The sequence below is a fragment of the Rhodococcus sp. NPDC078407 genome (assembly GCF_044542515.1).
Lineage (GTDB): Bacteria > Actinomycetota > Actinomycetes > Mycobacteriales > Mycobacteriaceae > Rhodococcoides.
The window spans coordinates 1-26,999 of the sequence record NZ_JBITUQ010000021.1 but is presented as its reverse complement, the minus strand read 5'-3'; the positions used below and the strand labels follow the sequence as shown (position 1 = coordinate 26,999).

The following is a 26,999-nucleotide window of genomic DNA, read 5'->3' as shown; positions in this document are numbered from 1 at the left end:
CACGGGGTTCGTTTCAGTGCCCGCCGGACAGCTGACCGGTCAAACGAACGTGCCGCTCGGCCGAAGCCGCGTTCAAACCGATGATCTCGGCGTGCTTGCCTTTCGCCTCGTACTTGGTGGTGATGGCATCGAGTGTTGCGACGGTGGACGCATCCCAGATGTGGGCACCGCTGAGGTCGATGATCACGTTCTCGGGATCGTCGATGTAATCGAACTGGTAGATCAGATCGTTGCTCGACGCGAAGAACAGCTCACCGGTGACGAGGTACACACGGGTATCCACCAGGCCGTCGTTGTTCGTGTCTTCTTCCGACACCTTGGTGACGTTGGTCAGGTGCGCGACTCGGCGGGCGAACAGCACCATCGCGGTGACGACGCCGACGACCACTCCGTAGGCCAAGTTGTGGGTGGCGACAGTGACGACGACCGTCGCCAGCATCACTGCCGTTTCACTCTTGGGCATGCGGCGCAACGTCTTCGTGTGAATACTGTGCCAATCCATCGTGCCGATCGCGACCATGATCATCACGGCCGCGAGAGCGCCCATCGGAATCAGCGCAACGACATCGCCGAGACCGACCACGAGGATGAGCAGGAACACACCGGCGAGGAACGTGGAAATGCGCGTCCGGGCACCCGAGGCCTTGACGTTGATCATCGTCTGGCCGACCATCGCGCAACCACCCATACCGCCGAAGAAGCCGGTGATGACGTTGGCCGCGCCCTGTCCCCAGCTCTCGCGGGTCTTGTTCGAGTGCGTGTCGGTGACATCGTCGACCAGCTTCGCGGTGAGCAACGACTCGAGCAAACCGACGATGGCCATAGCAAAAGCGTATGGAGCGATGATGCTCAGCGTCTCCAGATTCAACGGCACGTCGGGGAACAGCAGTGCCGGCAAGCTCGACGGCAACTCGCCCTCACCGCCGACGTTCGGGACATTGAGCGCGAAGACCACGGTAGCGACGGTCAGCAGCACGATGGCCACCAGCGGAGCAGGCACGACCGAGGTGATCTTGGGTAGCAGGAACATGATGAGCAGACCTACGGCGACCAGCGGGTAGACCAGCCATGGCACCCCGATGAGCGATGGGAACTGCGAGGTGAAGATCAGGATGGCCAAGGCATTGACGAAGCCGACCATGACGCTGCGCGGAATGAAGCGCATAAGCTTCGCGACACCGAGCACGCCGAAAACCACCTGGCAGATGCCGGCCAGGATGACGGTGGCAATGAAGTGGTCCAAGCCGTATTCACGCGCCACTGGGGCGATGACCAGCGCAATAGCACCTGTAGCTGCGGAGATCATCGCCGGGCGACCACCGAGGAAGGCGATGGAGACGGCCATGGTGAACGACGCGAACAGACCCACTCGTGGATCGACGCCGGCGATGATCGAAAACGCAATGGCCTCGGGGATCAGCGCCAGCGCGACGACGAGGCCGGCCAGCACCTCGGTCTTGAGCAGGCGAGGGGACCTCAGGGCACTCATGACGGTCGGAAGGCGGTCATCGACCTCCTCGACCTGCGGTAGAGCGTGCTCAGCTGAGTGGCTCATCGTTCTCCGTTCTCATTTGTTGTCGGTTCTTCTGTACTTCTCGGCGGCGCACAGCGCCGCGCAAATTTCTGGTGGGCGCATCGCTGCGCCCGCAGGCTTGTTCTCGTGGAGCCCGATGGGCATCACACGTGCCGCGCGCACGCGCGGAATGAAGAGGAACTGATCCATACTCTGACGCAAGAGTAGAGTTGAAGCAAATCAACAGTGTTCGGACCGGGGTCGACACCAGGTCGGAGGCCCCCCGTAGCGTAAGCAGCATGTCGAGATCACCACGCAACCGCAGATCCCCCGCCGCACCCCGAAAGCGATCCTCCTCAGCGCTGTCGGCAGGGCACCTTCGCGTGATCGCGACCGGCGGTCTCGGCGAGATCGGCCGCAACATGACCGTCTTCGAGTTCGACGGAAAGCTGCTCATCGTCGACTGCGGCGTGCTGTTCCCCGAGGAGCACCAGCCCGGCGTCGACGTCATCCTCCCCGACTGGAGTTGCATCCGAGATCGCCTCGACGACGTCGTCGCGATCGTCCTGACGCACGGACACGAGGACCACATCGGCGGCGTCCCGTACCTGCTCCGCGAACGTGGCGACATTCCCGTCATCTCGTCGCGGCTGACGCTGCATTTCCTGGCAGCAAAGTTCGAGGAGTTCAAGGTCTCCACGAAGTTGATCGAGGTCGAAGCGGGGCAGACGCGTCAGGAAGGCCCGTTCGAGCTCGAGTTCATTGCCGTCAACCACTCGATTCCCGACGGTCTGGCCATTGCCATTCGCACCGACGCAGGCCTGGTATTGCACACCGGCGACTTCAAGATGGACCAGTTTCCGCTCGATGGTCGGATCACCGACCTCCGTAGCTTCGCTCGCCTCGGCGAGGAAGGGCTCGACCTACTGCTCGTCGACTCGACCAACGCTGAGGTTCCCGGGTTCATGGTCTCCGAGCGTGATCTGGTCCCGGCCATCGAGAAGGTGTTCCGTGAAACAACGGGACGCGTGATCGTGTCGAGCTTTGCCAGCCACGTACACCGCATCCAACAGGTACTCGACGCCGCGCATGCGCAGGGACGCAAAGTGGCGTTCGTCGGTCGGTCGATGGTGCGCAACATGACGATTGCGACAGACCTGAACTACCTCGACGTACCCGACGGACTCGTGGTGGACCTGCCGAAGCTCAATCGTCTTCCGGCCAACAAGATCACGCTGATCTGCACGGGGTCGCAGGGCGAGCCACTGGCCGCACTGTCACGCATGGCGTCGGGCGAACACCAGATCAAAGTGGGCGACGGCGATACCGTGCTGATGGCCAGCAGCCTGATCCCCGGTAACGAGAATGCGATCTACCGTGTCATCAATGGTCTCGTCGACAAGGGTGCACGCGTGGTGCACAAGGGAAATGCGAAGGTGCACGTCTCCGGCCACGCCAGCGCAGGCGAACTGGTCTACTGCTACAACATCCTCGAACCCGCCAATGTGCTTCCGGTACACGGTGAGTCGCGACACCTGCGCGCCAACGCCGATCTGGCCATCAGGACCGGCGTCCCTCGTGATCGAGTCCTGATCGCCGAGAACGGAAGCGTCATCGACCTTTTCGACGGCGTCGCGCAGATCACCGGCTCGGTCCCCATCGAACTCGTCTACGTCGACGGCAGTGCTGTCGGCGGCGTGACGGAGGATTCGCTGGCCGAACGTCGCCTGCTTGCGAACGAGGGCGTGCTGACCGTCATCGCGATCGTGGACCCCGATACCGGCCTGTTGGTCGACGACGTCGACTTCATCGGACGCGGATTCGCGCACGAGGCCAACGCTTTCGACTCGTTGGCCAAGGCGATCGGCAAGACCCTCACCCGCGAGAGCGACGTCAAGGTTGCTTCTCGCGAGAACATCGAGAAGCGCATCGTGCAGGAATCGGCCCGCTGGGCCAAGCAGACCCTGGGCCGTCAGCCCCTCATCGTCCCGGTGGTCGTCGACGGATAGGTCTCGGTTGCCCTAGATCTGAGCAGCCGCACCCCGCGCCGACAACAGATCGGTCAGCTCCTCGGCATAGGCGAGCTGGCGACGCAAGGTGCGGCAGCTCTCCTCGGCCTTGGTGTGGCATTCGCGTACGAAAGCCGCGGCCGACGACCGGGAGTCGTCGGTCGCGTTCTCGTCGGCCAAAATGTCCAAAGACTCCAGTAGCTGCTTCATCTCGGCCAGCGTGAAGTCGAGTGGTTTCATCCGCCGAATGACGAGCAGGCGTTCGACGTCGGACTCGGTGTAGAGCCTGAAACCGCCGACGGTCCGAGCAGAGGGCGTGACCAGCCCCACATCGTCGTAGTGACGAACGGTGCGGATCGACAGCTCGGTTCGTTGAGCCACCTGCCCGATCTGCATGTGCATGTCGCCGTCGGTCATGTGCCGCCTTTCCTCGCCCCCGTCGTGCCCGATTCCCCAGTCTCGCTGGAGCCCGTGGCAGATCTGCCGCCCGCCATGGCTGCTCCACTCTAGTCGCGTCCTCCACACACCCCTCGACCACCGCGAATGGGCACGAGGCCAAATCTACTGTTACGTTAGAGTCTTATTGACGATTCGGCGACGCCGTACCTCGGGCCGATCGCCACCATCCTCGATGGACACAGAGCAAGGAGAAGGCTGCGTGCCCTGGGCAAGTTCACCGAAGTCATCGCCGGATTACGACGCCGGCAGGCGTCGACCGATGACCATCGTCGCTGTCGCCGCGGGTACCACCCTCACGATCGCAATCGTCGCGGTCCTTCTCGTGCGAGCAGTAACCGTTCATCAGATCGACCTTGCGGTGTTTCAGGACGCCGGGGCCGCATATCTGAACCGAACGCCGCTGTACTCCGAGGACTTCCCCACACGATCCGGGTTGCGCTTCATCTACGCACCCATCGCCGCAGTGTTGTTCGCGCCCTTGGCACTGCTCGCAAGCGTTCCCCTTCAGATGGTCTGGACTGCTGTGAACATTGCGCTGGTCTGGTGGGTTCTGACATCGGTGCTTCGAAAGCTGGGCATCGCTCGACCCGCTCTCGCGGGATCCGCTGCGCTCGGCGTTGCTCTTCTGCTCGAGCCGGTGCGGTCGAACTTCGGATTCGGCCAGATCAACGTCATCCTCATGGCACTCGTCGTTGCGGATTGCACCGGCGCGATTCCGCGTCGCCTTCGCGGAGTCGGCATTGCACTCGCCGCGTCCATCAAGATCACGCCGGCCGCGTTCGGGCTGCTCCTGCTGGTGCGTCGAGATTTCGCATCGATTGCCCGCGCGGCTGCGGCGGTCGGAGTCATTGCTGCGGTGGGATTCTGGTTGCTGCCGGGCGCATCTGTGTACTTCTGGCTCACCGAGTTCTTCGCCACCGAGCGTGGCGGCGGCCACGGATTCGAGCGCAACCAAGCTTTCACCGGAGTGTTGGCCCGTCTCGGTGCAGAGGGCATGCTCAAGGACGCATTGTGGGCCGTGTTCGCGGTGATCGTGGTTGCGGCTGCGGCGTGGTCGGCCCGACAGTTCGTACGAACGGGCGAGAACATGGTTGCGTTGGCCATCGTGGCCTTGGCGTCATTGCTCGCAGCCCCGTTCGCAGTGTCACATCACTGGGTCTACAGCGTCCTACTCATTCCACTCGCGATTGCCCCGCAATACCGTACCTGGCGACCCATGCTCGTGGCATCGATTGCCGTGTTCGCTGCCGGACCTCACTCCGTACTGTCCGGCATCAACTCCGGCACAGGAACATTCGAGTTCGTCTGGCGGCAGGCAGTAGGGAACGCACAGTGCTTCACCGCTATCGCGCTACTCGTTGCAGCGGTTCTGCAAGCACGTTCTCGAAACATTGTGTTCGACGCCGCTCCGCAAAGGATTCCGGCAGGATCCACAGCGTGAGGTGCCGATCAGTGATCGGCACCCAGGTTGCCGCTCAACCGATCACGACGCTCGGTCGACGGAGCGTTCAACCCGACGATCGTCGCGGTTTTGCCTTTCGCCGCGTACTTCGTGGTGATCGCATCGAGAGTCGCCACGGTCGACGCGTCCCAGATGTGCGACTCGGACATGTCTATCACCACGTTCTTCGGGTCTCCGACGTAGTCGAACTGATAGACCAGATCGTTGCTCGACGCGAAGAACAGCTCACCCTTCACCGCGTACACGCGGGTGTCCTCGTCAGGATGTGCCACGTCGACCACCTCGGTCAGGTGTGCGACTCTGCGAGCGAACAGCACCATCGCCGTGATCACTCCGACGACGACACCGTAGGCGAGGTTGTGGGTGATCACGGTGACCGCAACGGTTGCGACCATCACCAGGGTTTCGCTCTTGGGCATGCGGCGCAACGTCTTCGGATTGATGCTGTGCCAGTCGAGGGTGCCGACCGACACCATGATCATCACTGCGACCAACGCGGCCATCGGAATGAGCGCGACGATGTCGCCGAGACCTACCACCAGGATCAGCAGAAATACGCCGGCAAGGAATGTCGAGATTCGTGTGCGCGCGCCCGAGACCTTGACGTTGATCATCGTCTGACCGATCATCGCGCAGCCGCCCATACCGCCGGTGAACCCGGTGACCAGATTGGCCACCCCCTGGCCCCAGCCCTCGCGTGTCTTGTTCGAGTGCGAATCGGTGATGTCGTCGACGAGCTTGGCCGTCATCAGCGACTCGAGCAATCCGACGAGCGCGATGGCCAGCGCGAACGGAGCGATGATCGAGAGCGTCTCGAAGGTGAAGGGGACGTCCGGGATCAGGAACGCCGGCAGCGAGGACGGCAATTCGCCCTCGTCCCCGACATCGGGAACGCCCAGTGCGAACACGATGGTGGCCGCCGTGAGCAGAACGATGGCAATGAGCGGTGCCGGCACGATCGAGGTGAGCTTGGGCAAGAAGAACATGATCACCAGTCCGACGGCAACCATCGGATACACCAGCCACGGCACGCCCATCAGGTACGGCAGTTGCGAGGTGAAGATGAGGATCGCCAGAGCGTTGACGAATCCGATCATGACGCTGCGCGGAATGAATCGCATCAGTTTGGCGACGCCCAAAACGCTGAGCGCAACCTGCAGAATGCCGCCGAGAATCACTGCTGCAATAAGGTAGTCGAGACCGTACTCGCGCGCGAGCGGAGCGACGACCAGCGCAATTGCTCCGGTGGCGGCGGAGATCATCGCGGGCCGACCACCGACGATCGAGATGGTCACCGCCATCGTGAACGACGCGAACAGTCCGACGCGCGGATCCACCCCGGCGATGATCGAGAACGAGATGGCCTCGGGAATCAATGCGAGCGCCACCACAAGGCCTGCGAGAATTTCAGTCTTCAGTCGCTTCGGAGAGCGCAGCGCGCCCAGTACCGAGGTGTCCTCCACGGCGGTGGCAGGCATCTGGTCAGCGTGCGACACGACGAACTCCATTCACATTCGAAACTCGAGGAAGTGCGGCCGACTGGGATCGCACCTGCACCCACTCCGCCGAGCAAACCTACTCTCACTGGAGGGAAGGTTGCCAATCGGCACGGCTGCGCAGCTCCGACGTGAGCTACGAGATCTCGGTCGGTCGCTCCCCCGACGGTTCCGATACACCGAGCGCCGAACGCCACTCGTCCAAGCGGGTCGAGTGGGTGGACGTGGCAAAAGGCGTGTGCATCGCCCTCGTCGTAGTACTCCACACCGTGAACTTCATGGTGACCAGACAACAAGCCGAGACCTGGTGGTTCGGGGTCAACGCCGTCCTCGAACCCGTCCGAATGCCACTGTTCTTCCTGGTCGCCGGGTTGTTCGCTGCCAAAGATCTCGACCTCTCTTGGAAATGCCTCTGGCGCAAGCGGATTGCAACCCTGCTGTACCTCTACGTGCTGTGGATGCTGCTCCGCTTCGCGCTGTTCTCGTGGTTTCCACAGATCAGCGGGACGAACGAAGCGTCCAGTGCGGTGAATCTGTTGACCGGCCTGTTCGACCCTGCAAGTGGTCTGTGGTTCCTTTACGCCCTGGTCGTCTACGTGTGCGTGGCGCGTCTGACGAGACGCGTGGATCCGCGCCTACAGGTGCTCTTTGCAGGAATCACGTCCGTCGCCGGCCCCTCGCTCGTCGCGGATGTCAGTTGGACCTGGGTCAAGATCGTCTCGTTTCTGATCTTCTTCCTCATCGGGATGCACTTCAGGGCTCTGGCGCTCGGCGTAGCCAAGGCGACCAGCACCTGGTCGGCTGTGTTGTGGCCGGTCGGATTCGTCTCGATGTACTACCTCGCCCCACTCTCGCCCTGGCCGGCACGGTCGTCGGTCGTGGAAACGGCGATCAGCGTGGTCGGCGTCGTGACCGGAATCGTCGTGTGCGCTCGAAGTCAGCGTTGGCGTCTTTCTGTACCCCTTCGCCGTCTCGGTTCACTGAGTCTGCCCGTCTATCTCCTGCACGAGATCGTCCTCGGCACCATCGTCACCGCCGGCATGGCGTCGGGCATGGAGTTGAAGCAATTCTGGGTCGCTCCACTCCTCGTCACGGCCGTTGTCCTCGCCCTGTCGGTAGTGATCGGCTCATCCGTGCAGAACCGGACCTGTTTGTTCCGGCTTCCTCGTCCGTGGCGGGCTCCTCGTGCGCTAGTTTGATGTGCAAAGGTACGGCCGAGCACGCCGCGCGATGCAAGGAATGAATCGATGTTTTCGCTCAACAGATTGTCATGCTTCATCGCCGTCGCCGAGGAGCTGCACTTCGGCCGTGCCGCCGAACGGCTGCACATGACGCAGCCGCCGCTGAGCAGGCAGATTCAACAGCTCGAGAGCGAAGTCGGCGTGCAGCTGATCGACCGCACGAGCCGGTCGGTGACCCTGACGGCCGCGGGATTGGCTTTCCTTCCCGAAGCCCGACGCATCCTCGATCTCGCCGAGGGCGCATTGCTGACGGTGCGACGCGTCCCCACCGGAGACCTGGGGACCGTGGTCGTCGGATTCACTGGCGCATCGGCGCACGCAGTGCTGCCACAGTTGCTGGACGCCGCACGCGAGAAGCTTCCGGACGTGAAAATTGTGCTGCGCGAGATGGTCTCGGCGGTGCAAATGGAATCGTTGGCCGTCGGCGATCTGGATCTCGGGTTGGCCAGGCCGCCACTCAAGCGACCGGGCATCGCGTCGCGGCCAGTGCTGCACGAGTCCCTGATCGCAGCCATGCCTCACGATCACCCTCTTGCCGAGAAGGACGAGCTGTCGGTGGAGGACTTCGACGACCAGCCGATCATCATGTACTCACCCGTCGATGCCCGGTACTTCCACGAGCTACTGATCAGTACTTTCACCATCGTCGGAGTCACCCCGCGCTACGTGCAGTACGTGACCCAAGTCCACACGATGCTGGTGCTCGTTCGCTCCGGCATCGGATTGGCATTGGTACCGGAGTCGGTGTCGACGATGCGGCCGGAAGGTGTTGTGTTCCGGCCGGTTCGGACCGTGAAGGAACGCCCCGTCGAGCTCGACGCCGCCTGGCGCGTGGACAACGACAACCCGGCACTGCACCGCTTCATGACCGACGTGCTGCCGACGCGGGAGTGGTCGTGACGCGACGCTGATCGAGGTCCGGCAGCTGCGACGCGAATCTTCCGGCGTTGCCTGGGGGTCACTCTTTCGGTATGGACACGTCCTTGCCTGCTGCGATGTCACGCAGCCACTGCGGTACTGGGTCCTTGTCGTACTCGCGGAGCGCGATCGAGGCTTGCGCGGCGGCAGAGCGGACCTTCATCGACCGGCCGCGGCGTGCGGGGCGGTTCTCTGTGGTGGTCATCGCGGGTCCTCCGTGTCTGTTTCGGTTCCATTGTCGCTGCTGCAGCCGCTTTCTGCCAGGACGTCGTCAGATTCGGTCACGATGTGATCGGCGATGACCCGTAGTGTGCGGCGGTCGGTCTTGGCGATGAACGGTGTTGTGGCGACGGTGCCGAATACTTTCCATCCGAGTGCGGCTTCGTCATCATTTTCGCTGACGGTCCGCTCGAGGCACCAGGTGATGCGTTGCCAGGATTGGGAACGGTTGTCCGCCCGAGTGCGCTGGCTGACGGTTCCCACCACGCCGACGACGGCGAGCAGACCGACGATGAGGGTGATCCAGGCTTGTGCTGGCACTGACCGGGTTCCTTTCCTGCGGCAGGGTCAACGCGTGGCGGGTGACCCACCACGCTCTCCCGTGAGCAAGAAGGACCGTAGCCCGACCCACCGACACGCAATCCAGTTCCAGCACCACTGAGATTCGCGAAACCGCTACGCGAGATTTCTGGAGAGATGAATCAGCGCTTAGCCACCGGAAGCTTCCTGCCGATGCGTTTCCAGGCAGCGCGCTGCAAACGTCAACAGCTCACCGGCATCCTCCGCCGCCAACCTCACTACCGAATGCACGAACGCAGGCCGCCCGACCGAACTATCGCGGCGACCCCACCGGCGGCTTGACGGCCGTCACCGGGCAGTGCGCCTCGAGGAGAACACGCTGAGAGATGCTGCCCATGAACAACTTTCCCACGGGCGATCGGCGGCGGATACCGATGACGACCAGCTGTGTCTGTTCGTCGAACGACAGGTCGATCAGATTGTCGGCGTGCGAGCGACCGGCCTCGTTGTCGTGGACTTTGGTCGTCACACCGATCGCCGCTACCTCGTCGCGAGCGGATTCGACGGTGGCACCGAACTCGGCGGCGGCTGCGCTGTTATCCTCGGCGACGATGATCAGATCCGTTCCACGCATGTGCGCCTCGCGAAAAGCGAAGGGCAGCGCGCCTTTTCCTTCGATAGTCGGCGAGTAGCCAACGACGACGGTCACTGCGTCACCGGCGTGACGAGGGTGCCGTCGGTCAGGAAGCGATCGAGGTTCTCGAGCGTGAGCGCTTCCATCGCGGCGCGCGTCTCCACCGTTGCGCTGCCCACGTGCGGCAGCAGCACCACGTTGTCCATCGCAACCAGGGCGTCGGGCACGTTCGGTTCGTGCGCGAACACGTCCAGGCCTGCACCGGCCAACTGCCCGGCGGCAAGCAACTCGATCAGCGCCTCCTCGTCGACGACGCTTCCGCGGGCCACGTTGATCAGATACCCCTGCCGTCCCAGCGCTTCGAGCACGGCGCGGTCGACCAGATGCGCAGTTCCCGAGCCGCCCGACGCGGCGATGATAAGGACGTCGACGTTCTCGGCGAGCGCTGTCGGACTGGCGGCGTAGACGTAGGGCGAGCCGTCGATCTCGTTGCGATTGTGGTACGAGATTTCGCAGCGAAATCCGTTGAGCCGATCGGCAATTGCCGATCCGATTCGGCCGAGCCCGATGATTCCGACGCGTTTACCGGTGACCTGGCGCGTCAGTGGCGTGTTGCCCTCGGCAGGCCAGCGGCCGGCGCGCACAAAACGCTCGGCGGACGAGAGCCCACGCACGGTGTCGATCACTAGACCGACAGCGAGGTCCGCCACACAGTCGGTCAACACGTCGGGGGTGTTGCTCACGGCGATGCCGCGGTCTGCTGCCGCGTCGACATCGGTGGTGTCGTAGCCGACGCCGAAGTTCACGACGGCACCGAGCTGCGGCAAGCGCGCCATCAGCGCAGCATCGACGCCGGTGCGACCGGAAGTGACAACCGCGGTGACCGACTCGCCGTGCTCGGAGAGGAAGGCCTCGCGCTCGTCGCCTTCGGGCAGTTCCAGCGCGTTGTACTCGGTGACCAACGTGTCCATCAGCGACGGCTTGAGCGGTCCGACTCGGAGCACTCGACCGCCCTGTTGCGAATCCAGTTGAGACACAGAGGAACTCTGCGAGCTGACGGTGACCATTGTTCTCCTCGCGAGATGGTGGAACGTGCGCATTTCCTGTACGGTATGCCGCTTCTCGAATACCTGTCCAACACGGAAATAACATGGACCGATACCCAAACGGCATGAACGACACATGGCCGATGCAGGCTTGTCCAGTGTTCCCTACATCCGGCCTGGTCAGCCCCCTACAGATGCGATTCAGGCCTCATCAAAACTGGCTTTGTGACCCACAAAACTGGCCGGAAAGGGCATTTCGTCCGGTTGACGGTGGAGACAGCCCGCTCATACCGTGTGTCTACCGTCACAGATTCGGCTGCAACTCGCAGACGCGGATCCTTTTTCCACTGGAGGCCACCATGAGCCCTGCACTCTTCGTGCAGCAGGGACGGACCCACCGCGTCGCTGCAATTGCTGTTGGCGCACTGTCACTTTCACTGATCGCCAGCGGCTGCACCGTCGCCAACTCCAACAACGGCGGAGCCGCTCGCGCAGACACTCTTCGCATCGTCCTTCCACAGGAGCCGCCCACTCTGGAAGCCTGCGACGTGTCGTTGACGTCGGTCGGAATCGTCACTCGATCGAACATCACCGAGCCGCTCATGGAGCGCAACCCCAGCACCGGCGATCTCGAACCGAAGCTGGCCGACTCCTGGGAGCAGACCTCCGACACCGAGTGGACGTTCGCCATCCACCCCGGCGTGACGTTCAGCGACGGGAGCCCCTTCGAGGCCGAGGACGCCGCGTTCTCCATCGACCGCACGGTCAATTCGGAACTCGGATGCAACGTCGAGGGGTATGTTTTCGGCGACGCGAACCTGGTGGTCACGGCAGTCGACCCGATGACGCTGACAGTACAGTCGCCGGAACCCGATCCCATTCTGCCGCTGCGCCTCTCGTTCGTGGAGATGGTCCCGCGCACCGCAAGCTACACCGAGCGGGTACGGGAGCCCATCGGAACGGGACCGTTCGCGATCGAGCGGTGGGACTACGGCCAAAAGCTCTCCCTGGTACGGAACGAAACCTATTGGGGCCCAACGCCCGAGTACGCCAGGGCCGAATATCAGTGGCGCAGCGAGGGCAGCGTTCGAGCCTCGATGGTGACCAACGGCGAGGCTGAGATCGCCACGTCGGTCGGCCCGGAGGACGGTGCGGGCGACCTCGGGGTCGCCTACCCCAACAACGAAACGACGGCGCTGCGTATCCAGGCCGCCCAGCCACCACTGGACGACATGCGGGTTCGGCAAGCGATCAACTACGCGATCAATCGCGACGGCATCGTCAAGGCCCTCTTCAGGCGACTCGGTTCGCCTGCAGCACAACTGATTTCCAAAGGTGTCGTCGGCTACAACGAAAACTTGACGCCGTGGCCCTACGACATGGACCAGGCGCGCACGCTGATCGACGAGGCACGAGCAGACGGAGTACCGGTGGATACCGAGATCCGCCTGATCGGACGCACCGGACAGTTCCCCAAGATCAACGAGACAGTGGAGGTCATCCAGAACTCGCTGTCCAAGATCGGCATGAACGTGAAGATCGAAATGATGGACGCCGCAGGTACCGCCGAATACCAGGAACGCCCGTTCCCCGACGTCGGGCCGTATCTACTGGTGATTCAGCACGGCAACCAGGCCGGCGACTCGGCCTTCACGGTCGATCAGTACTTCACCAGTGACGGATTCCAGAGTGCCTACGGCACAGCGGACTTCGACAAGCAGATCGCCGCGGCCGGTGCCCTCACCGGTGAAGACAGGCAGGCTGCGTACGCCCAGGTGTTCGCGGACGAACCGAAAGACATCATGCAGATGGCCTACATCGCGCACATGAACGGGGTGCTCGCCAAAGCCGCCTCGGTCGACTACACGCCGAACTCGGCCACGGTCGACGAAATGCACCTCGCCGCGATGACGCGCGCCGATACCGAGAGGCCCTGACATGTTCAGATTCCTGCGCCGACGGATCTACACGAGCCTGATTCCACTGTTCGTCGTACTGCTGGGCGTGTTCTTTCTCGCTCGGCTCACCGGCGATCCCACCAGCCTGTACCTGCCCGAGTCTGCCACCCAGGCGCAGCGCGAGGCTTTCCGCGCAACCAACGGCTTCGATCAGCCGGTGCTGACGCAGCTGATGGATTACTTCAGGGGCGTCGTACACCTCGACTTCGGGCAGTCGCTCCGTACCGGTGAGGACGCGTCGGCGATGGCATTGCGCGCCTTCCCCGCAACGCTGCAGCTCGCCTTTGCGACGATGTTCCTCGCCATCCTCGGTGCCGTGATCATCGGCTGCTGGGCCGCGTACCGACCGAACTCCCTTGCCGATCGCATCTCGAGCCTGTTGTCGATGACGGCGGCATCCATCCCGGACTTCTGGTTCGCCATCATGGGCGTCTACGTCTTCGCCATCGTCTTCGGTTGGCTGCCCACCTCGGGTGTGGACAGCGGAATGCTCTCCTGGGTGCTGCCGATCGCGACTCTGCTCATTCGTCCGCTCGGAGTACTGACACAGGTGGTGCGAGGTGCGATGGTCTCGGCACTGTCCGCACCGTACGTTCGACTCGCGAGAAGCAAAGGGGCAGGCGATCTTCGAGTCGTCACCCACCACGCTCTGCGCAACGCCGCGGCACCGGCGCTGACCGTTGCAGGCGACCTGATGGTCGGCCTCGTCAACGGCGCGGTGGTCGTCGAGGCCATCTTCGGCTGGCCCGGTATCGGAAAACTGATGATCGACGCCATCCTGCAGCGCGACTTCGCTGTTCTGCAGGCGGCCGTGCTGTTGACGGCAGTGAGCATCTTCGTGCTCAACATCGTCATCGATGCCTGCTATGCACTGCTCGACGCCCGGGTTCGCGACAAGGTGAAGGTCTAGGTAAGAACATGTCACTCGACTTCGAAGCACCGAAAACATCCGAGCCCGAGGATGTTCCACCTACTACTCCGGTGGAAGCCCGTAAGGCGTCGGCCCCGCTGTGGAAGCTGCTCCTGCGAGACAGGGTTGCCACCGTAGCCGCCGCTATCCTGGTGCTGGTCTTCCTCACAGCGATCTTCGGCCCCATGCTGGTGGGTGACGCCGCCACCGATCAGGACCTCGACCGCTCCAACCTGCCGCCGTTCACCCTCGACACCGGCGCGATGAACATCCTCGGCACAGATCCACTGGGTCGCAGCATGTTGGCCCGGCTGATCGTCGCCAGCAGAACCACACTCTCGGTAGCCATTCCGGCCGTCATCCTCTCGGCGATCATCGGCTCGTTCATCGGGATGTGGGCCGGTTTCCATCGCGGCTGGCGCGAGACCGCGGCGATGCGCGTCGCCGACGTCATCCTCAGCTTCCCGTCTCTGCTGATGGCCGTCGTGGTGCTCTACGTCTTCTCGCCCAGTGCCGCGAACATCGTTCTGGTCCTGACGGTCACGCGTATCCCGATCTACCTGCGTACCGCCCGCGCCGAGTCCGCCGAGCTACAGAGCCGGTTGTTCGTCGATGCCGCTCGTACTTTCGGCGCGAAGAGCGGCTCGGTGATCAGACGCCATGTCGCTCCGATTCTGCTGCCGACCCTGCTCACCGTCGCCACCCTCGACTTCTGCTTCGTCATCCTCGCCGAATCGTCACTGAGCTTCCTCGGCATCGGTATTCAGCCCCCGGACGTCTCGTGGGGCCTGATGGTGTCGCAGGGCAGGACCTACCTGCAGACCGCCTGGTGGCTCTCCTTCTTCCCCGGCCTGGCCATCGTGTTGACGACCGTCTCGGCCACCGTTCTCGCCGCGTGGGCCCGCATCGCCACCGACCCAGCACAGCGATGGCGGCTCAATGTCCCCCGCTCCAAGCGGTCTCGCCTGATCCCCGCACGAAAGGTCGTCTCATGAGCGCACCGGCAACCAGCGCACGTTCGATGCGAACCGACACCGACAGCGTCGCCCTGGACGTACGCGGACTGACCGTCGATCTGCGGACGCCGTCGGGCATCATTCGCGCCGTCGACCACGTCACCTTCACCGCCCGCCGCGGCGAAACCCTCGCTCTGCTGGGCGAGTCGGGCTGTGGCAAGTCGATGACGGCGCAGGCCATCGTAGGATTGCTCGAGCCGATCGCCGACATCACCGGCGGCTCGGTGGAGATAGGTGACGTCGACCTGGTGACCGCCAAGACCAAGGTGCGACGCACCATCGCGGCCACCGAACTGGCCATCGTCTTCCAGGATGCGTTGACGGCACTCAATCCCGTCTACACCGTGGGAACTCAACTGGCCGAGCCGTTTCGGATCCAACGCGGCATGTCGGCGAAACAAGCCCGCACGGAAGCGATCGCACTGATGGCCCGCGTGGGCATCCCGGAGCCGGAATCGCGAGCCGACTCGTACCCGCACCAATTCTCCGGCGGCATGCGCCAGCGTCTGCTGATCGCAATGGCCGTGGCCCTGAGTCCGTCGGTGCTGCTGGCCGACGAACCCACCACCGCCCTCGACGTCACCGTGCAAGCGCAGATCATGGCACTGCTGAAGGAACTGCGCACCGAACACGACATGGCCGTCGTCCTCATCACCCACGACCTCGCCCTGGTGGCCGAGGAGGCCGACCGAGTGGCAATCATGTACGCGGGCAACATCGTCGAAACCGGGCCGGTGTCCGAGGTGTTCGGCGAACCTCGCCACCCGTACACGAAGGGCTTGCTGGATTCGGTACCCGTCCACGCCGTCCGCGGCGAGGATCTGAAGTCGATCGGCGGTACCCCGCCGGACCTGCATTCCATTCCCGACGGATGCGTCTATCAGGCCCGCTGCCCTCTCGCCACGGAGATCTGCATCAGCACGCGACCACCACTCGAATCCGTCGGTACCGGCCGGATGTCGGCCTGCCACTTCCCGAACGAGGTAACCAGCCATGTCTGAGCAACTGCTGACCGTGCGCGGACTGAACAAGACCTTCGACGTCGGCCGCGGCAAGCTCCGCGCCCTCGACGCCATCGACCTGGACCTGCGGCGCGGCGAGACCCTCGGGCTCGTGGGTGAATCCGGTTGCGGTAAATCCACTCTCGCGCGCACGCTGATGATGCTCGAGCGACCAGACTCGGGCACTGTCGCCTTCGACGGAACCGATCCGTTCGCCCTGCGCGGCAAGGAGCTCCTCGCGTGGCGTCGGCGAGTACAGATGGTGTTCCAAGACCCGTACGGTTCACTGAACTCGCGCATGACGGCAGGTGACATCATCGGCGAACCATGGCGAACCCACAAGGGCCTCTACAAGACCCGACGCGATCGCTCAGCACGAGTTCGCGAACTTCTGCATCTGGTGGGACTGCGACCGAGCGACGAAAATCGATTCCCACAGGAATTCTCCGGCGGTCAACGCCAGCGCCTCGGCATCGCCCGGGCCCTGGCGCTCAACCCCGACGTCATCATCTGCGACGAACCGGTATCGGCACTCGACCTCTCGGTCCAGGCGCAGGTGCTCAACCTGCTCAACGACCTGCAGAAGGAACTCGGCATCTCCTACGTGTTCATCTCCCACGATCTGTCGGTGGTCCGACACGTCGCCGACCGCGTCGCAGTGATGTACCTCGGCCGCATCGTCGAATCCGGTGCTACCGAGGCAGTATTCGACCGACCGGTCCACCCGTACACCGCAGCGTTGATGTCGGCCGCACCCACACTCGACGCGTCGAACCGCGGGACGAAGATCCTGCTGAAGGGCGAGGTACCGTCGCCGCTGAATCCGCCGTCGGGATGCCGATTCCGCACCCGTTGCTGGAAGGCGACCGAGCTGTGCGCCAGTGAGGCGCCACCGGTGGCGCTCGACGCCGACGAGGCCGATCACATCGCCGAATGTCACTACCCCCTCGCCGCAGGCACTCTCGACCTCGTTGCTGCCGGGACGTGATGGCGACACACCTGAGCGTCGCCGGCTTCGTAGTCGTCGCAGTTGCCATCTTCTTCGCGTCGGCGATGCAGGCGTCGATCGGATTCGGCATGGGCATGCTCGCAGCGCCGATCGTGGCCATCGTCGACCCCGGCCTCATCCCCGCGACGCTGATCATGCTCGCGGTAGTCGTCAGCGTGCTCGTTCTGATTCGGGATCGCACTGCCCTCGATCTTTCGGGAGCGGGGTGGGCACTCGCGGGTCGCCTTCCCGGTTCGGCGGTGGGTGCACTTCTGCTGGTCCTACTGCCCGAGCGCGGCCTGGCCATACTGCTCGCGCTGGTGGTGTTGGGCGGCGTCGCACTGACGTCCTTCGGCTGGGTCCCGTTGCCGCACAGACGAAATCTGGTGGTGGCCGGGGCCGCGTCGGGAATTCTCGGGACGGCAACCTCCATCGGCGGACCGCCGATGGCCCTGGTGTGGCAACGCAACACCGGAGCCGAACTCCGCAGCACCATGAGCTGCTTCTTTCTCGTCGGCTCACTCATCTCGCTGGCGGTACTGGCGGTGGCTGGTGCTGTGGACGCCCATACGGCCACACTGTTCCTGTTTCTGGCCCCGGCGACGATTCTCGGTTTTCTGCTCTCCCGGGTGGTCAATCGACTTCTCGATCGTCGACGCCTGCGCATCATCGCGATCACCGTCTCCGCTGTCGGCGCACTCGTTCTCGTCGGGCAACAAGTACTTGCCCTGACATGAGGGCGGTGTCACGTGTCGTATCTGCCGCACCGGGTACGCCGGCACGATGACTACGAACACCACTCGCGCGTTGATCGTCGGTGCCACCGGCATTTCCGGGCAGGCCCTGTGCCACGCCGCGCTCGACGCAGGCTGGACCACCTACGGCCTGAGCCGCAGCGGCAGTACTCCCGTCGACGGCGTCGTGCCGGTTGCGGCCGACCTGCTCGATCCGAAGTCCTTGCAGGATGCGCTGAACGACGTTCGCCCCGAACTCGTGTTCTTCACCGCGTGGATGAAGAAGGACTCCGAACAGGAGAACATCGACGTCAACTCGGCGACGCTACGCAACGTGCTCGATGTCCTCGGACCACTCGAGTCGGTGAAACACGTCGCGCTGATGACCGGCCTCAAGCACTACCTCGGACCGTTCGATGCCTACGGCGAGTCGGTGATGGCGGAGACGCCCTTCCACGAGACCGAGGACCGGCTCGACACCCCGAACTTCTACTACGCGCAGGAAGACGAACTGTTCGCCGGAGCCGACAAGTTCGGGTTCGGCTGGAGCGTGCACCGCGCGCACACCATTTCCGGGTTCGCCGTCGGCAACGCGATGAACATGATGCTGACGTTGTCCGTCTACGCGTCGATCTGCAAGGAACTCGGCGAGAAGTTCGTCTTCCCCGGCTCCGAGACGCAGTGGAACGGACTGACGGACCTCACCGACGCGGACCTGCTCGCCGAGCAGATGGTGTGGGCGGCAACCGAGGACAACGCGCACAACGAGGCATTCAACATCGCCAACGGAGACGTCTTCCGCTGGCGCTGGCTGTGGCCGCAGTTCGCCGCGCACTTCGGCGTCGAGCCGGAGGGTTTCGACACCGAACCGCGTCCCCTCGAACCCCGCATGTCCGACGCGGCAGCCGCCTGGAAGCGCATCGCCGAGAAGCACAATTTGGTCGAAAGCGACGTCTCACGCCTGGCATCGTGGTGGCACACCGACGGTGACCTCGGCCGCGACATGGAATGCCTGACCGACATGAACAAGTCGAAGAAGGCCGGGTTCCTCGGCTTCCGATCCACCCCGGATGCCATCGCCTCGGTGATCCAGCGCTACCGAGATGCGCGCCTGATTCCCTGAGTGCCTGCGGCAGTGGTGCGGTTATGTGCCCTCTGCGGCACTCAACCACGCCACTGCGGCTCCGCCGCATACCCGGCGTAGCGCTCTCGCACCGCCGGCGTGGGGTCCGCCTCGTACGTCTGCGATGCGGCCTGCGCCCACGTCGGCGGCTCGCTGGTACCAGCCAACGTCCACGCCGCCTGCCGCGCCGCACCGTCGGCCACGTACTCACCCGGCTCGGGCACGATCACCGGGGCTCCCAGAATCGCCGGGGCCAGAGCCCGGAGCGCGTCGGACTTCGCGCCGCCGCCGATGAGCAGCACCCGCCGCACCTCCACGCCCTGTGCGCGTAGGTAGTCGATTCCGTCGGCCAGGCCGCACAGCAGCCCTTCGACGGCAGCCCGCGCGAGGTGCCCGGGCGTCGAATTGTTCAGTCTCAGACCGTGAACGGCACCGGAGGCATCGGGGAGGTTGGGCGTGCGCTCGCCCTCGAAGTACGGCACCATCACCAGGCCGTCGCTCGTCGTCGACAGAGCCAATCGCGACAACTCGTCGTGATCGACACCCAGCATCCGCGCCGTCGCATCGAGCACCCGAGCGGCATTGAGGGTGCACACCAGCGGCAGTTGGCGTCCGGTGGCGTCGGCGAATCCGGCTACCAGGCCCGAACCGTCGGCCGCCAAGGCCGTGGTCACCGCCGATACGACGCCGGACGTGCCGATCGAGACCACCACGTCACCGGGCTGAGCATCGAGAGCGAGGGCGGCGGCGGCATTGTCCCCTGTGCCCGGGCCGATCAGTGCCCCAGCGGCGGTGTGGCCGATGGTTTCGTTCGGTGCGGCCACTCGGGGTAACAGCGGGTTCCGCCCGCGAAAGCCCAACTGCAACAGGTCTGTTCGATACGCGTTCGAGGCTGCGGAGAAGTACCCGGTGCCACTGGCGTCACCGCGATCGGTGGCCAGGGCGTCCAACCCCGATGCCCCGCCGAGCTGCCAACTCAGCCAATCGTGCGGAAGACACACTGCTGCAGTGCGATCGGCGTTGTCGGGCTCGCTGTCGGCCAGCCACCGCAATTTGGCGACGGTGATCGAGGCCAGCGGAACCACTCCGACTGCGTCGGCCCAGGCCTGGCCTCCGTCCGAGCCCGCCTGCTCACCCAACTCGGCGACCAGATTCTGCGCCGCCTGCGCCGACCGAGTGTCGTTCCACAGCAACGCTTTGCGAACCACGGATCCCGACTCGTCGAGGCAGACCATGCCGTGCTGCTGCGCACCGACCGACACCGCGTCCACGTCGTCGAGCCCGCCGGCATCGGCGATCGCGTCGTCGAGCGCGTCTTTCCACCGCTGCGGGTCGATCTCGGTGCCGTCGGGATGACCGGCCCGGCCCTGACGGACCAGATCTCCGGAATCGGCGTCGCGCACGAAGACCTTGCACGATTGGGTGGAGGAGTCGATTCCGGCAACGAGAGCCACGATGAACTGGTCCTTTCGTACGCAAGTGTGACCTACGACCCTACCCGCGCGAGACCCATGACCGGCCGGACTCGAGCTACCTTCACTGACATGCGCGCAGAACCCGAGGAATCCACCGACTTCAGGCTGACGGTGGCTACCGCGGCCCTGGATCTGTTCTCGGTCAGGGGCTACGACTCGACGACGGTGGACGACATCGCGCTTGCGGCCGGAATCTCGCGTCGCACGTTCTTTCGTCAGTTCCGCGCGAAGGAAGACGTCGTCTTCGCCGATCACGAAATTCTCATCGAGCAGGTCGGTGCCCTGCTGGCCTCCGCCACCGGTGATCCATGGCAGGCCGTCTGCGATGCCGTGCAGCTGGTGTACGAGCGATTTTCGGACTGGAAGGAGATGTCACGACTGCGGTATCAGGTGGTTCACCGAATCCCGGCACTACGTGATCGTGAAATCGTCACCGTGTTTCGCTACGACCGCATCTTCGTCGAGTACCTGCAGCGCGCACTGCCCGAACATCCTCATCTGGAGATCCTGCAGTTCTCCGCGTCGGTGACCGCCACTCACAACTACTTCCTTCGACGAATGATTCGTGACGGACTACCTACGTCCGTCGACGATCTGCGGACAGCGTTGTCGCAGGTACGCGAGCAATTCCTCGGCGAGATCGTTGTCGCGTCGTTCCCACGGGGCACGTCCGTCGCGAAGGTCGTCGACGCATTGGCCGGTCACCACCGACTGACGTAACCAGCAGTTGGCACTGAGTGCCGTCCAGCATGGACCCGTGCTTGAATCGGGAGCCCTGCGGACGTAGCATAGGGACAGCCTTGGCACTGAGTGCCCATTCGGGTAGTGCCGACCCCTACATTCAAGGAGCGTGGCCGACATGGCCGGAAACCCCGACTTCGATCTGTACCAATCGCCCGAAGAGCACGACGAACTGCGCGCGGCCATTCGGGCGCTTTCGGAGAAGGAGATCGCGCCGTACGCCAAAGAGGTCGACGAGGACTCCCGCTTCCCCGAAGAAGCACTCACAGCACTCAACGCCTCGGGCTTCAACGCAATCCACGTTCCCGAGGAGTACGAGGGCCAGGGTGGCGATTCGGTCGCAGCCTGCATCGTCATCGAAGAGGTTGCACGCGTCTGCGGCTCCTCGTCGCTGATCCCCGCAGTCAACAAGCTCGGCACGATGGGCTTGATCCTCAAGGGCTCCGAAGAACTCAAGAAGCAGGTCCTTCCGTCACTGGCCGGCGGCGCGATGGCGTCGTACGCCCTGTCCGAGCGCGAAGCGGGCTCCGATGCGGCGAGCATGCGCACCCGCGCCAAGGCCGACGGTGACGACTGGATCCTCAACGGCTCCAAGTGCTGGATCACCAACGGCGGCAAGTCCGACTGGTACACCGTCATGGCCGTGACCGATCCCGACAAGGGTGCCAACGGCATCTCCGCGTTCATCGTGCACAAGGACGACGAGGGATTCGTCGTCGGCCCGAAGGAGAAGAAGCTCGGCATCAAGGGATCACCCACCGCCGAGCTCTACTTCGAGAACTGCAAGATCCCCGGCGATCGCATCATCGGCGAGCCCGGCACCGGCTTCAAGACCGCCCTCGAGACCCTCGACCACACGCGCCCCACCATCGGTGCACAGGCAGTCGGCCTCGCACAGGGTGCTCTCGACGCAGCCATCGCGTACACCAAGGACCGCAAGCAGTTCGGCACCTCGATCTCGAGCTTCCAGTCGGTGCAGTTCATGCTCGCCGACATGGCGATGAAGACCGAAGCCGCTCGACTGATGGTCTACAGCTCCGCGGCTCGCGCCGAGCGCGGCGAGAAGAACCTCGGTTTCATCTCCGCGGCAGCGAAGTGCTTCGCCTCGGACGTGGCCATGGAGGTCACCACCGACGCCGTGCAGCTCTTCGGCGGTGCCGGCTACACCACCGACTTCCCGGTCGAGCGCATGATGCGCGACGCCAAGATCACCCAGATCTACGAGGGCACCAACCAGATCCAGCGTGTGGTCATGTCGCGGGCGCTGCTCAAATGAGCAACATCAGCCTCGTAGGCGTCATCGGCGGCGGCACCATGGGAGCGGGCATCGCCGAGATGTGCGCTCGCTCCGGCAGTTCGGTGCTGATCCTGGAAACGAGCCAAGCCACCGCCGACGCAGCCGAAGCCCGCCTGGACAAGTCCTTCGCTCGCGCAGTCAAGTCCGGCCGCATCGAAGCCGACGCGGCCGAGAAGGCCAGGTCGGCAATCTCGTTGACGCTCGACATCAACGACTTCGCAGACCGCGACCTCGTGGTGGAGGCAGCACCGGAGATCGAATCACTCAAGCTCGATCTGTTCGGCAAGCTCGATTCCATCGTCAAGCCCGAGGGAATCCTGGCGACCAACACCTCGTCGATCCCGGTCATCAAGATGGCCAACGCGACGAAGCGACCCGACAAGGTCGTCGGCGTGCACTTCTTCAACCCCGTGCCGGTACTGCCGTTGGTGGAGATCGTCGTCAGCCTGGTCACCAGCGAAGAGACCGTTGCAGCGGTGACCGACTACGCCGGAAACACGTTGGGCAAGAAGACGATCCGCGCGGGAGATCGCGCCGGTTTCATCGTCAACGCACTGCTCATTCCGTACATGGTCTCGGCCATCCGCATGCTCGAGTCCGGCTTCGCCAGCGCAGAGGACATCGACGACGGCATGGTGAACGGTTGCGCGCACCCCATGGGCCCGTTGCGTCTGACCGACACCGTCGGCCTCGACGTCACCCTCGCGGTCGCCGAGTCGCTCTACGCCGAGTTCCGCGAGCCGCACTACGCCCCGCCGCCACTGCTGCAGCGCATGGTGGACGCGGGAATGCTGGGTCGCAAAACGGGTAAGGGTTTCTACACGTACTCGTAGTAGCCCCCGTTTCTGCGTGAATGGTCCATTCACCCCCGTCATGGAGGGTGAATGGACCATCGGCATTTCCGGGGAGCGCACACTGGAGCCGTTCCACAAACACAGGGAGGCTTCATGAACATCGATCTCGACGGCCGGACGGCCCTGATCTCCGGCTCCAGCCAAGGCATCGGCCTGGCCATTGCCACCGAGTTGGCCCGCGCCGGTGCACGCGTCGTTCTCAACGGTCGCAGCGAGTCGGCGCTCGATTCGGCCGAGGAACAGTTACTGAAGGATGTGCCCGGCGCGCGAGTGATTGTCGTGGCTGCGGATCTCGCGACGGCCGAAGGGGTAGAGACGCTGGTCGAGAAGGTCCCCGTGGTCGACATTCTGGTGAACAACCTCGGAATCTTCGGAGCCAAGCCCGCTCTCGACATCGACGACGACGAATGGCGACGCTATTTCGAGGTGAACGTGCTGTCTGCCATCAGGCTGATCCGGACGTATCTGCCGGCCATGACCGAATCCGGTTGGGGTCGCATTCAGAACATCTGCAGCGATTCGGCGGTCGTCATCCCCGAGGAAATGATCCACTACGGAATGACGAAGACTGCGCTGCTGGCGGTGACCCGTGGATTCGCGAAAGCTGCTGCGGGATCCGGAGTCACGGTGAACTCGGTCATCGTCGGACCCACCCATACCGAGGGTGTCGACAAGTTCGTCGCAGAACTCGTCGGCGACGAACTCCCCTGGGACGAGGCGCAGGCGCAGTTCATGAAGGAGCACCGGCCACAGTCGCTGATCGGACGCCTGATCGAGCCGAAGGAAATCGGCAACATGATCGTCTACCTGAGTTCGGAACTGGCCTCCGCAACCACCGGGGGTGCCCTACGCGTCGACGGCGGCTACGTCGACTCCATTCTGCCCTGAGTCTCGGCCCCCTTGCACTTCACGGCATCGCAAGGCTCATCCGGTCGCGCCACAGTTTGTGGCCGACCGGATCGGGGCATGCGAGAATCACACAGGATCAAGCAAAGGTTCTACACGCATTTCACCGTATTCGGAGACGATCCATCGTGAGTGATCAGTACACCTTCACCAACCCCGTCACGCAGTACCGTCAGGACGGCTTCCCGGAGCAGCATCAGGATCCGCCCGGTTCGGCTGCAGATCTTCAGCCGCTCGCCGACCATGGTGAGCAGACATACCGTGGATCCGGACGCCTCACCGACCGTAAGGCCTTGATCACCGGTGCCGATTCCGGAATCGGCCGTGCAGCAGCGATTGCCGTCGCACGCGAGGGTGCCGACGTGGTTCTCAACTACCTGCCGTCGGAGGAGAAGGACGCGCAGGAGGTTGCGCAGTTGATCCGGGACGCCGGTCGTACCGCGGTCCTGGCACCGGCGGACCTCACCGACGAACAGGCCGCGCGGGGCATCGTGCGCACCGCTGTCGACGAACTCGGTGGCCTCGATCTGCTGATCAACGTCGCCGGGAAGCAGCAGTTCGTCGAAGATCTGGCCGATCTGACGTCGGAACAGTTCGACCAGACATTCAAAACCAATGTGTACGCGCTGTTTTGGATCATCCAGGAAGCGGTGCCGCACATGCCTGCCGGCTCCACCATCGTCAACACCAGTTCGATCCAGGCGTACACGCCGTCGCCCGGCCTGGTGGATTACGCGACCACGAAGATGGCCATCAACACCATCAGCAAGGCCCTCGCGCAGCAGTTGGCACCCAAGGGAATTCGAGTCAATGTTGTTGCGCCGGGACCATTCTGGACGCCCCTGCAGGCCGCCGGTGGCCAGCCGAGCTCGGCACTGCCGGAATTCGGCCAGGAAACACCGCTCGGCCGCGCTGGGCAGCCCGCCGAAATTGCCGGCGCTTACGTCTATCTGTCGTCTGCCGAATCGGGTTACGTCACCGGCGACACACTGAACGTCAACGGTGGGATGCCGACGCCGTAGTCCGCATCCCCTCTTCTGCGTGAATGGACCATTCACCCCCGTCCGGGCTGGTGAATGGTCCATTCACACGTTCGAAAGACGTCAGTCCTTCGGTCCACCAGCGGCGTAGACGACCTGACCCGAGATGAAGCCCGCACCCTCGCTGACGAAGAACGACGCGAGGTGCGCGATGTCATCGGGATGCCCGACGCGATTGACCGGAATCTGCGACGCCGCAGCAGCTTTGAACTCCTCGAACGGCATGCCGACACGTTCTGCGGTAGCCGCCGTCATTTCGGTCTCGATGAAACCGGGAGCGATGGCGTTGGCAGTGACGCCGAACTTGCCGAGTTCGATGGCGAGGGTCTTGGTGAATCCCTGCATACCGGCCTTCGCCGCGGAGTAGTTGGCCTGGCCGCGGTTACCGAGGGCGGACGTGCTCGACAGGTTGACGATGCGGCCCCACTTGGCGTCGATCATGTGCTTCTGGACCGCGCGGGTCATCAGGAACGATCCACGCAGGTGTACGCCCAGAACGGAATCCCAGTCCTGCACCGTCATCTTGAACAGCAGGTTGTCGCGGGTGATGCCGGCGTTGTTGATCAGCACGGTCGGCGCACCGAACTCGCTTGCGATGCGATCGACGGCAGTCTGCACCGACTCTTCATCCGCCACGTTTGCGCCGATGGCCACTGCCTGCCCACCCGCGGCCTGGATCGCGCCGACGGTGTCACTGCAGGCGGCCTCGTCAAGGTCCACCACAGCTACTCCGAAACCATCTTTGGCCAGTCGCTGCGCTACCGCAGCGCCGATTCCACGGGCACTACCGGTGACGATGGCGGTCTTGATCTGATCACTCACGAACTTCTCCTACGTAATCGGCCTTTACGAACGGTCACCTGTTTCTACCAGGCCCGCGTCACAGCCCACGCACAGCAGCGACGAGTCCGTCACCCATACGGCTGCATGCGTCTTGGGCGGGCGCTACCAACGGTCCCAGTTTGTCGATGAGCTGACTCGGTGTATGGGTGTAGAACGCGTCGCGCGCTGAAAGCCGGTCGAGCGACAGCCCGACTGTGTCGAGGTAATCGTTGTACTTGAATGTCGGTTCGTCGTTACCGCTCGAAGGAATGTCCACCAATTGTGTAGCAGTGCCCACTGAATGTCCGACGATAAGTCCGTGCAGACAAGACGTCACTACGAGGTCCGCGGCTTCGATCGCCCCGATAATGCTCATCGGGGCCGTATTGGGTGCCACGATGGAGAACCCTGCCCGGTCCGCGGCACGGAGCTCGGCTCGGCCTGCCTTCGACATCCAGGTCCGGAAGTGTGGAAGGAATACCTTCGCACGGCGGCGCTGAGGGTGGCGAGGTAGGGCATGGGCGAGTACGCCGGGATCGCCGAACGGTACATTTGACATGTCGCCGAGCGCTTTAGCTGTTGCCGGCCCACGCACAGCGCGGATCTTGCCGAGTCCATCGATCTTGACCCGCATCCAGTCTGGTATTGCTGCGGCGTCGCGAAAGCCGGTTCCCCACACCTGAGCAGATTCGCCGCCGCAGTAGAAATAGAACTCGAGGATAGATCCGATTCCCACCACATCGCAATGCCGTTAAGTTAGCGGCACGCGGAGCTGCAGCCGAGGAGGATGCTTCTCGTGACGCCCGTGATGGTGTGGTCGCTTCGTGTTGTGAAACG

Annotated in this window: 27 protein-coding genes; 16 read left to right on the top strand and 11 right to left on the bottom strand. The window is 63.7% G+C overall.

Going from position 1 to position 26,999, the window contains the following annotated elements:
• Positions 1-13: 13 nt before the first annotated feature.
• Together ACIGGF_RS19200 and ACIGGF_RS19195 are read right to left on the bottom strand one after the other, a co-directional pair.
• Positions 14-1,555, bottom strand: coding sequence for a SulP family inorganic anion transporter (locus tag ACIGGF_RS19200; RefSeq protein WP_397522750.1), 1,542 nt, complete (start codon positions 1,553-1,555; stop codon positions 14-16).
• 12 nt (positions 1,556-1,567) lie between these two features.
• On the bottom strand, positions 1,568-1,723 hold the full coding sequence (locus ACIGGF_RS19195) for a hypothetical protein (protein WP_397522749.1): 156 nt from the start codon (positions 1,721-1,723) through the stop codon (positions 1,568-1,570).
• A gap of 89 nt (positions 1,724-1,812) precedes the next feature.
• Between ACIGGF_RS19195 and ACIGGF_RS19190 the strand changes: the two genes are divergently transcribed.
• Positions 1,813-3,522, top strand: coding sequence for a ribonuclease J (locus ACIGGF_RS19190; protein WP_397522748.1), 1,710 nt, complete (start codon positions 1,813-1,815; stop codon positions 3,520-3,522).
• A gap of 12 nt (positions 3,523-3,534) precedes the next feature.
• Here the strand turns inward: ACIGGF_RS19190 and ACIGGF_RS19185 are convergent, their stop codons facing one another.
• Entirely contained in the window at positions 3,535-3,939 is a 405-nt protein-coding gene (locus ACIGGF_RS19185; protein WP_397522747.1) for a MerR family transcriptional regulator, read from the bottom strand.
• A gap of 301 nt (positions 3,940-4,240) precedes the next feature.
• On the opposite strand from ACIGGF_RS19185, the gene ACIGGF_RS19180 reads away from it, so the two are divergent.
• Positions 4,241-5,422 (top strand): glycosyltransferase family 87 protein, encoded by a 1,182-nt coding sequence (locus ACIGGF_RS19180; protein WP_397522812.1) that lies wholly within the window; start codon positions 4,241-4,243, stop codon positions 5,420-5,422.
• Positions 5,423-5,430: 8 nt separating this feature from the next.
• On the opposite strand, the gene ACIGGF_RS19175 is transcribed toward ACIGGF_RS19180, so the two are convergent.
• Complete coding sequence (locus ACIGGF_RS19175) at positions 5,431-6,921, bottom strand: SulP family inorganic anion transporter (RefSeq protein ID WP_397522746.1); 1,491 nt, start codon at positions 6,919-6,921, stop codon at positions 5,431-5,433.
• Between the two features lie 149 nt (positions 6,922-7,070).
• Here ACIGGF_RS19175 and ACIGGF_RS19170 point away from each other — a divergent pair, with 149 nt between their 5' ends.
• Positions 7,071-8,138 (top strand): acyltransferase family protein, encoded by a 1,068-nt coding sequence (locus tag ACIGGF_RS19170; RefSeq protein ID WP_397522745.1) that lies wholly within the window; start codon positions 7,071-7,073, stop codon positions 8,136-8,138.
• A 48-nt stretch (positions 8,139-8,186) separates the two neighbouring features.
• Entirely contained in the window at positions 8,187-9,080 is an 894-nt protein-coding gene (locus ACIGGF_RS19165; protein WP_397522744.1) for a LysR substrate-binding domain-containing protein, read from the top strand.
• Positions 9,081-9,138: 58 nt separating this feature from the next.
• Here the strand turns inward: ACIGGF_RS19165 and ACIGGF_RS19160 are convergent, their stop codons facing one another.
• The 4 genes from ACIGGF_RS19160 to ACIGGF_RS19145 all read right to left on the bottom strand — a co-directional run bounded on the left by ACIGGF_RS19160 (position 9,139) and on the right by ACIGGF_RS19145 (position 11,318).
• Positions 9,139-9,303 carry a hypothetical protein gene (locus tag ACIGGF_RS19160; protein ID WP_243595268.1) on the bottom strand — a complete coding sequence of 55 codons (165 nt, stop codon included), beginning with the start codon at positions 9,301-9,303 and terminating at the stop codon, positions 9,139-9,141.
• The gene (locus ACIGGF_RS19155) at positions 9,300-9,638 is read right to left on the bottom strand and encodes a hypothetical protein (RefSeq protein ID WP_397522743.1); all 339 of its coding nucleotides are present in this window, start codon (positions 9,636-9,638) and stop codon (positions 9,300-9,302) included. Before ACIGGF_RS19155 ends, ACIGGF_RS19160 begins: the two co-directional genes overlap by 4 nt.
• A gap of 292 nt (positions 9,639-9,930) precedes the next feature.
• Positions 9,931-10,326, bottom strand: a complete 396-nt coding sequence (locus ACIGGF_RS19150; RefSeq protein ID WP_397522742.1) for a universal stress protein — start codon at positions 10,324-10,326, stop codon at positions 9,931-9,933.
• Complete coding sequence (locus tag ACIGGF_RS19145) at positions 10,323-11,318, bottom strand: 2-hydroxyacid dehydrogenase (RefSeq protein WP_397522811.1); 996 nt, start codon at positions 11,316-11,318, stop codon at positions 10,323-10,325. Before ACIGGF_RS19145 ends, ACIGGF_RS19150 begins: the two co-directional genes overlap by 4 nt.
• Positions 11,319-11,656: 338 nt before the next feature.
• Between ACIGGF_RS19145 and ACIGGF_RS19140 the strand changes: the two genes are divergently transcribed.
• From ACIGGF_RS19140 to ACIGGF_RS19110, 7 genes are read left to right on the top strand one after another with little or no spacing between them, the layout of a single operon-like run.
• Entirely contained in the window at positions 11,657-13,234 is a 1,578-nt protein-coding gene (locus tag ACIGGF_RS19140) for an ABC transporter substrate-binding protein (protein WP_397522741.1), read from the top strand.
• 1 nt (position 13,235) lies between these two features.
• Entirely contained in the window at positions 13,236-14,165 is a 930-nt protein-coding gene (locus tag ACIGGF_RS19135) for an ABC transporter permease (protein WP_397522740.1), read from the top strand.
• Positions 14,166-14,173: 8 nt separating this feature from the next.
• Positions 14,174-15,160, top strand: coding sequence for an ABC transporter permease subunit (locus ACIGGF_RS19130; RefSeq protein WP_397522739.1), 987 nt, complete (start codon positions 14,174-14,176; stop codon positions 15,158-15,160).
• Entirely contained in the window at positions 15,157-16,182 is a 1,026-nt protein-coding gene (locus ACIGGF_RS19125; RefSeq protein WP_397522738.1) for an ABC transporter ATP-binding protein, read from the top strand. Before ACIGGF_RS19130 ends, ACIGGF_RS19125 begins: the two co-directional genes overlap by 4 nt.
• Entirely contained in the window at positions 16,175-17,170 is a 996-nt protein-coding gene (locus tag ACIGGF_RS19120) for an ABC transporter ATP-binding protein (RefSeq protein WP_397522737.1), read from the top strand. Before ACIGGF_RS19125 ends, ACIGGF_RS19120 begins: the two co-directional genes overlap by 8 nt.
• 11 nt (positions 17,171-17,181) lie before the next feature.
• On the top strand, positions 17,182-17,907 hold the full coding sequence (locus ACIGGF_RS19115; RefSeq protein WP_397522810.1) for a TSUP family transporter: 726 nt from the start codon (positions 17,182-17,184) through the stop codon (positions 17,905-17,907).
• A gap of 46 nt (positions 17,908-17,953) precedes the next feature.
• The gene (locus ACIGGF_RS19110; RefSeq protein WP_397522736.1) at positions 17,954-19,027 is read left to right on the top strand and encodes an SDR family oxidoreductase; all 1,074 of its coding nucleotides are present in this window, start codon (positions 17,954-17,956) and stop codon (positions 19,025-19,027) included.
• A gap of 41 nt (positions 19,028-19,068) precedes the next feature.
• Here ACIGGF_RS19110 and ACIGGF_RS19105 read toward each other — a convergent pair whose 3' ends face one another.
• Complete coding sequence (locus tag ACIGGF_RS19105) at positions 19,069-20,481, bottom strand: xylulokinase (RefSeq protein ID WP_397522735.1); 1,413 nt, start codon at positions 20,479-20,481, stop codon at positions 19,069-19,071.
• 90 nt (positions 20,482-20,571) lie between these two features.
• On the opposite strand from ACIGGF_RS19105, the gene ACIGGF_RS19100 reads away from it, so the two are divergent.
• The 5 genes from ACIGGF_RS19100 (at position 20,572) to ACIGGF_RS19080 (ending at position 25,322) form a co-directional block, all read left to right on the top strand.
• Positions 20,572-21,222 carry a TetR family transcriptional regulator gene (locus ACIGGF_RS19100; protein WP_397522734.1) on the top strand — a complete coding sequence of 217 codons (651 nt, stop codon included), beginning with the start codon at positions 20,572-20,574 and terminating at the stop codon, positions 21,220-21,222.
• 139 nt (positions 21,223-21,361) lie between these two features.
• Positions 21,362-22,519, top strand: coding sequence for an acyl-CoA dehydrogenase (locus tag ACIGGF_RS19095; RefSeq protein WP_397522733.1), 1,158 nt, complete (start codon positions 21,362-21,364; stop codon positions 22,517-22,519).
• A gap of 5 nt (positions 22,520-22,524) precedes the next feature.
• Positions 22,525-23,373, top strand: coding sequence for a 3-hydroxybutyryl-CoA dehydrogenase (locus ACIGGF_RS19090; RefSeq protein WP_397522809.1), 849 nt, complete (start codon positions 22,525-22,527; stop codon positions 23,371-23,373).
• A 114-nt stretch (positions 23,374-23,487) separates the two neighbouring features.
• Entirely contained in the window at positions 23,488-24,282 is a 795-nt protein-coding gene (locus tag ACIGGF_RS19085; RefSeq protein ID WP_397522732.1) for an SDR family NAD(P)-dependent oxidoreductase, read from the top strand.
• Between the two features lie 146 nt (positions 24,283-24,428).
• Positions 24,429-25,322, top strand: coding sequence for an SDR family oxidoreductase (locus ACIGGF_RS19080; RefSeq protein WP_397522731.1), 894 nt, complete (start codon positions 24,429-24,431; stop codon positions 25,320-25,322).
• An 81-nt stretch (positions 25,323-25,403) separates the two neighbouring features.
• Here ACIGGF_RS19080 and fabG read toward each other — a convergent pair whose 3' ends face one another.
• The gene (fabG, locus tag ACIGGF_RS19075) at positions 25,404-26,162 is read right to left on the bottom strand and encodes a 3-oxoacyl-ACP reductase FabG (protein ID WP_397522730.1); all 759 of its coding nucleotides are present in this window, start codon (positions 26,160-26,162) and stop codon (positions 25,404-25,406) included.
• A gap of 58 nt (positions 26,163-26,220) precedes the next feature.
• The gene (locus ACIGGF_RS19070) at positions 26,221-26,898 is read right to left on the bottom strand and encodes a hypothetical protein (RefSeq protein WP_397522729.1); all 678 of its coding nucleotides are present in this window, start codon (positions 26,896-26,898) and stop codon (positions 26,221-26,223) included.
• Positions 26,899-26,999 lie beyond the last annotated feature (101 nt).

Excerpts from the sequence above, each read along its gene's own strand:
- ACIGGF_RS19200 (WP_397522750.1), bottom strand. The coding sequence starts at position 1,555 with ATGAGCCACTCAGCTGAGCACGCTCTACCGCAGGTCGAGGAGGTCGAT.
- ACIGGF_RS19195 (WP_397522749.1), bottom strand. The coding sequence starts at position 1,723 with ATGGATCAGTTCCTCTTCATTCCGCGCGTGCGCGCGGCACGTGTGATG.
- ACIGGF_RS19190 (WP_397522748.1), top strand. The coding sequence starts at position 1,813 with ATGTCGAGATCACCACGCAACCGCAGATCCCCCGCCGCACCCCGAAAG.
- ACIGGF_RS19185 (WP_397522747.1), bottom strand. The coding sequence starts at position 3,939 with ATGACCGACGGCGACATGCACATGCAGATCGGGCAGGTGGCTCAACGA.
- ACIGGF_RS19180 (WP_397522812.1), top strand. The coding sequence starts at position 4,241 with ATGACCATCGTCGCTGTCGCCGCGGGTACCACCCTCACGATCGCAATC.
- ACIGGF_RS19175 (WP_397522746.1), bottom strand. The coding sequence starts at position 6,921 with ATGCCTGCCACCGCCGTGGAGGACACCTCGGTACTGGGCGCGCTGCGC.
- ACIGGF_RS19165 (WP_397522744.1), top strand. The coding sequence starts at position 8,187 with ATGTTTTCGCTCAACAGATTGTCATGCTTCATCGCCGTCGCCGAGGAG.
- ACIGGF_RS19160 (WP_243595268.1), bottom strand. The coding sequence starts at position 9,303 with ATGACCACCACAGAGAACCGCCCCGCACGCCGCGGCCGGTCGATGAAG.
- ACIGGF_RS19145 (WP_397522811.1), bottom strand. The coding sequence starts at position 11,318 with ATGGTCACCGTCAGCTCGCAGAGTTCCTCTGTGTCTCAACTGGATTCG.
- ACIGGF_RS19140 (WP_397522741.1), top strand. The coding sequence starts at position 11,657 with ATGAGCCCTGCACTCTTCGTGCAGCAGGGACGGACCCACCGCGTCGCT.
- ACIGGF_RS19135 (WP_397522740.1), top strand. The coding sequence starts at position 13,236 with ATGTTCAGATTCCTGCGCCGACGGATCTACACGAGCCTGATTCCACTG.
- ACIGGF_RS19130 (WP_397522739.1), top strand. The coding sequence starts at position 14,174 with ATGTCACTCGACTTCGAAGCACCGAAAACATCCGAGCCCGAGGATGTT.
- ACIGGF_RS19125 (WP_397522738.1), top strand. The coding sequence starts at position 15,157 with ATGAGCGCACCGGCAACCAGCGCACGTTCGATGCGAACCGACACCGAC.
- ACIGGF_RS19120 (WP_397522737.1), top strand. The coding sequence starts at position 16,175 with ATGTCTGAGCAACTGCTGACCGTGCGCGGACTGAACAAGACCTTCGAC.
- ACIGGF_RS19110 (WP_397522736.1), top strand. The coding sequence starts at position 17,954 with ATGACTACGAACACCACTCGCGCGTTGATCGTCGGTGCCACCGGCATT.
- ACIGGF_RS19100 (WP_397522734.1), top strand. The coding sequence starts at position 20,572 with ATGCGCGCAGAACCCGAGGAATCCACCGACTTCAGGCTGACGGTGGCT.
- ACIGGF_RS19095 (WP_397522733.1), top strand. The coding sequence starts at position 21,362 with ATGGCCGGAAACCCCGACTTCGATCTGTACCAATCGCCCGAAGAGCAC.
- ACIGGF_RS19085 (WP_397522732.1), top strand. The coding sequence starts at position 23,488 with ATGAACATCGATCTCGACGGCCGGACGGCCCTGATCTCCGGCTCCAGC.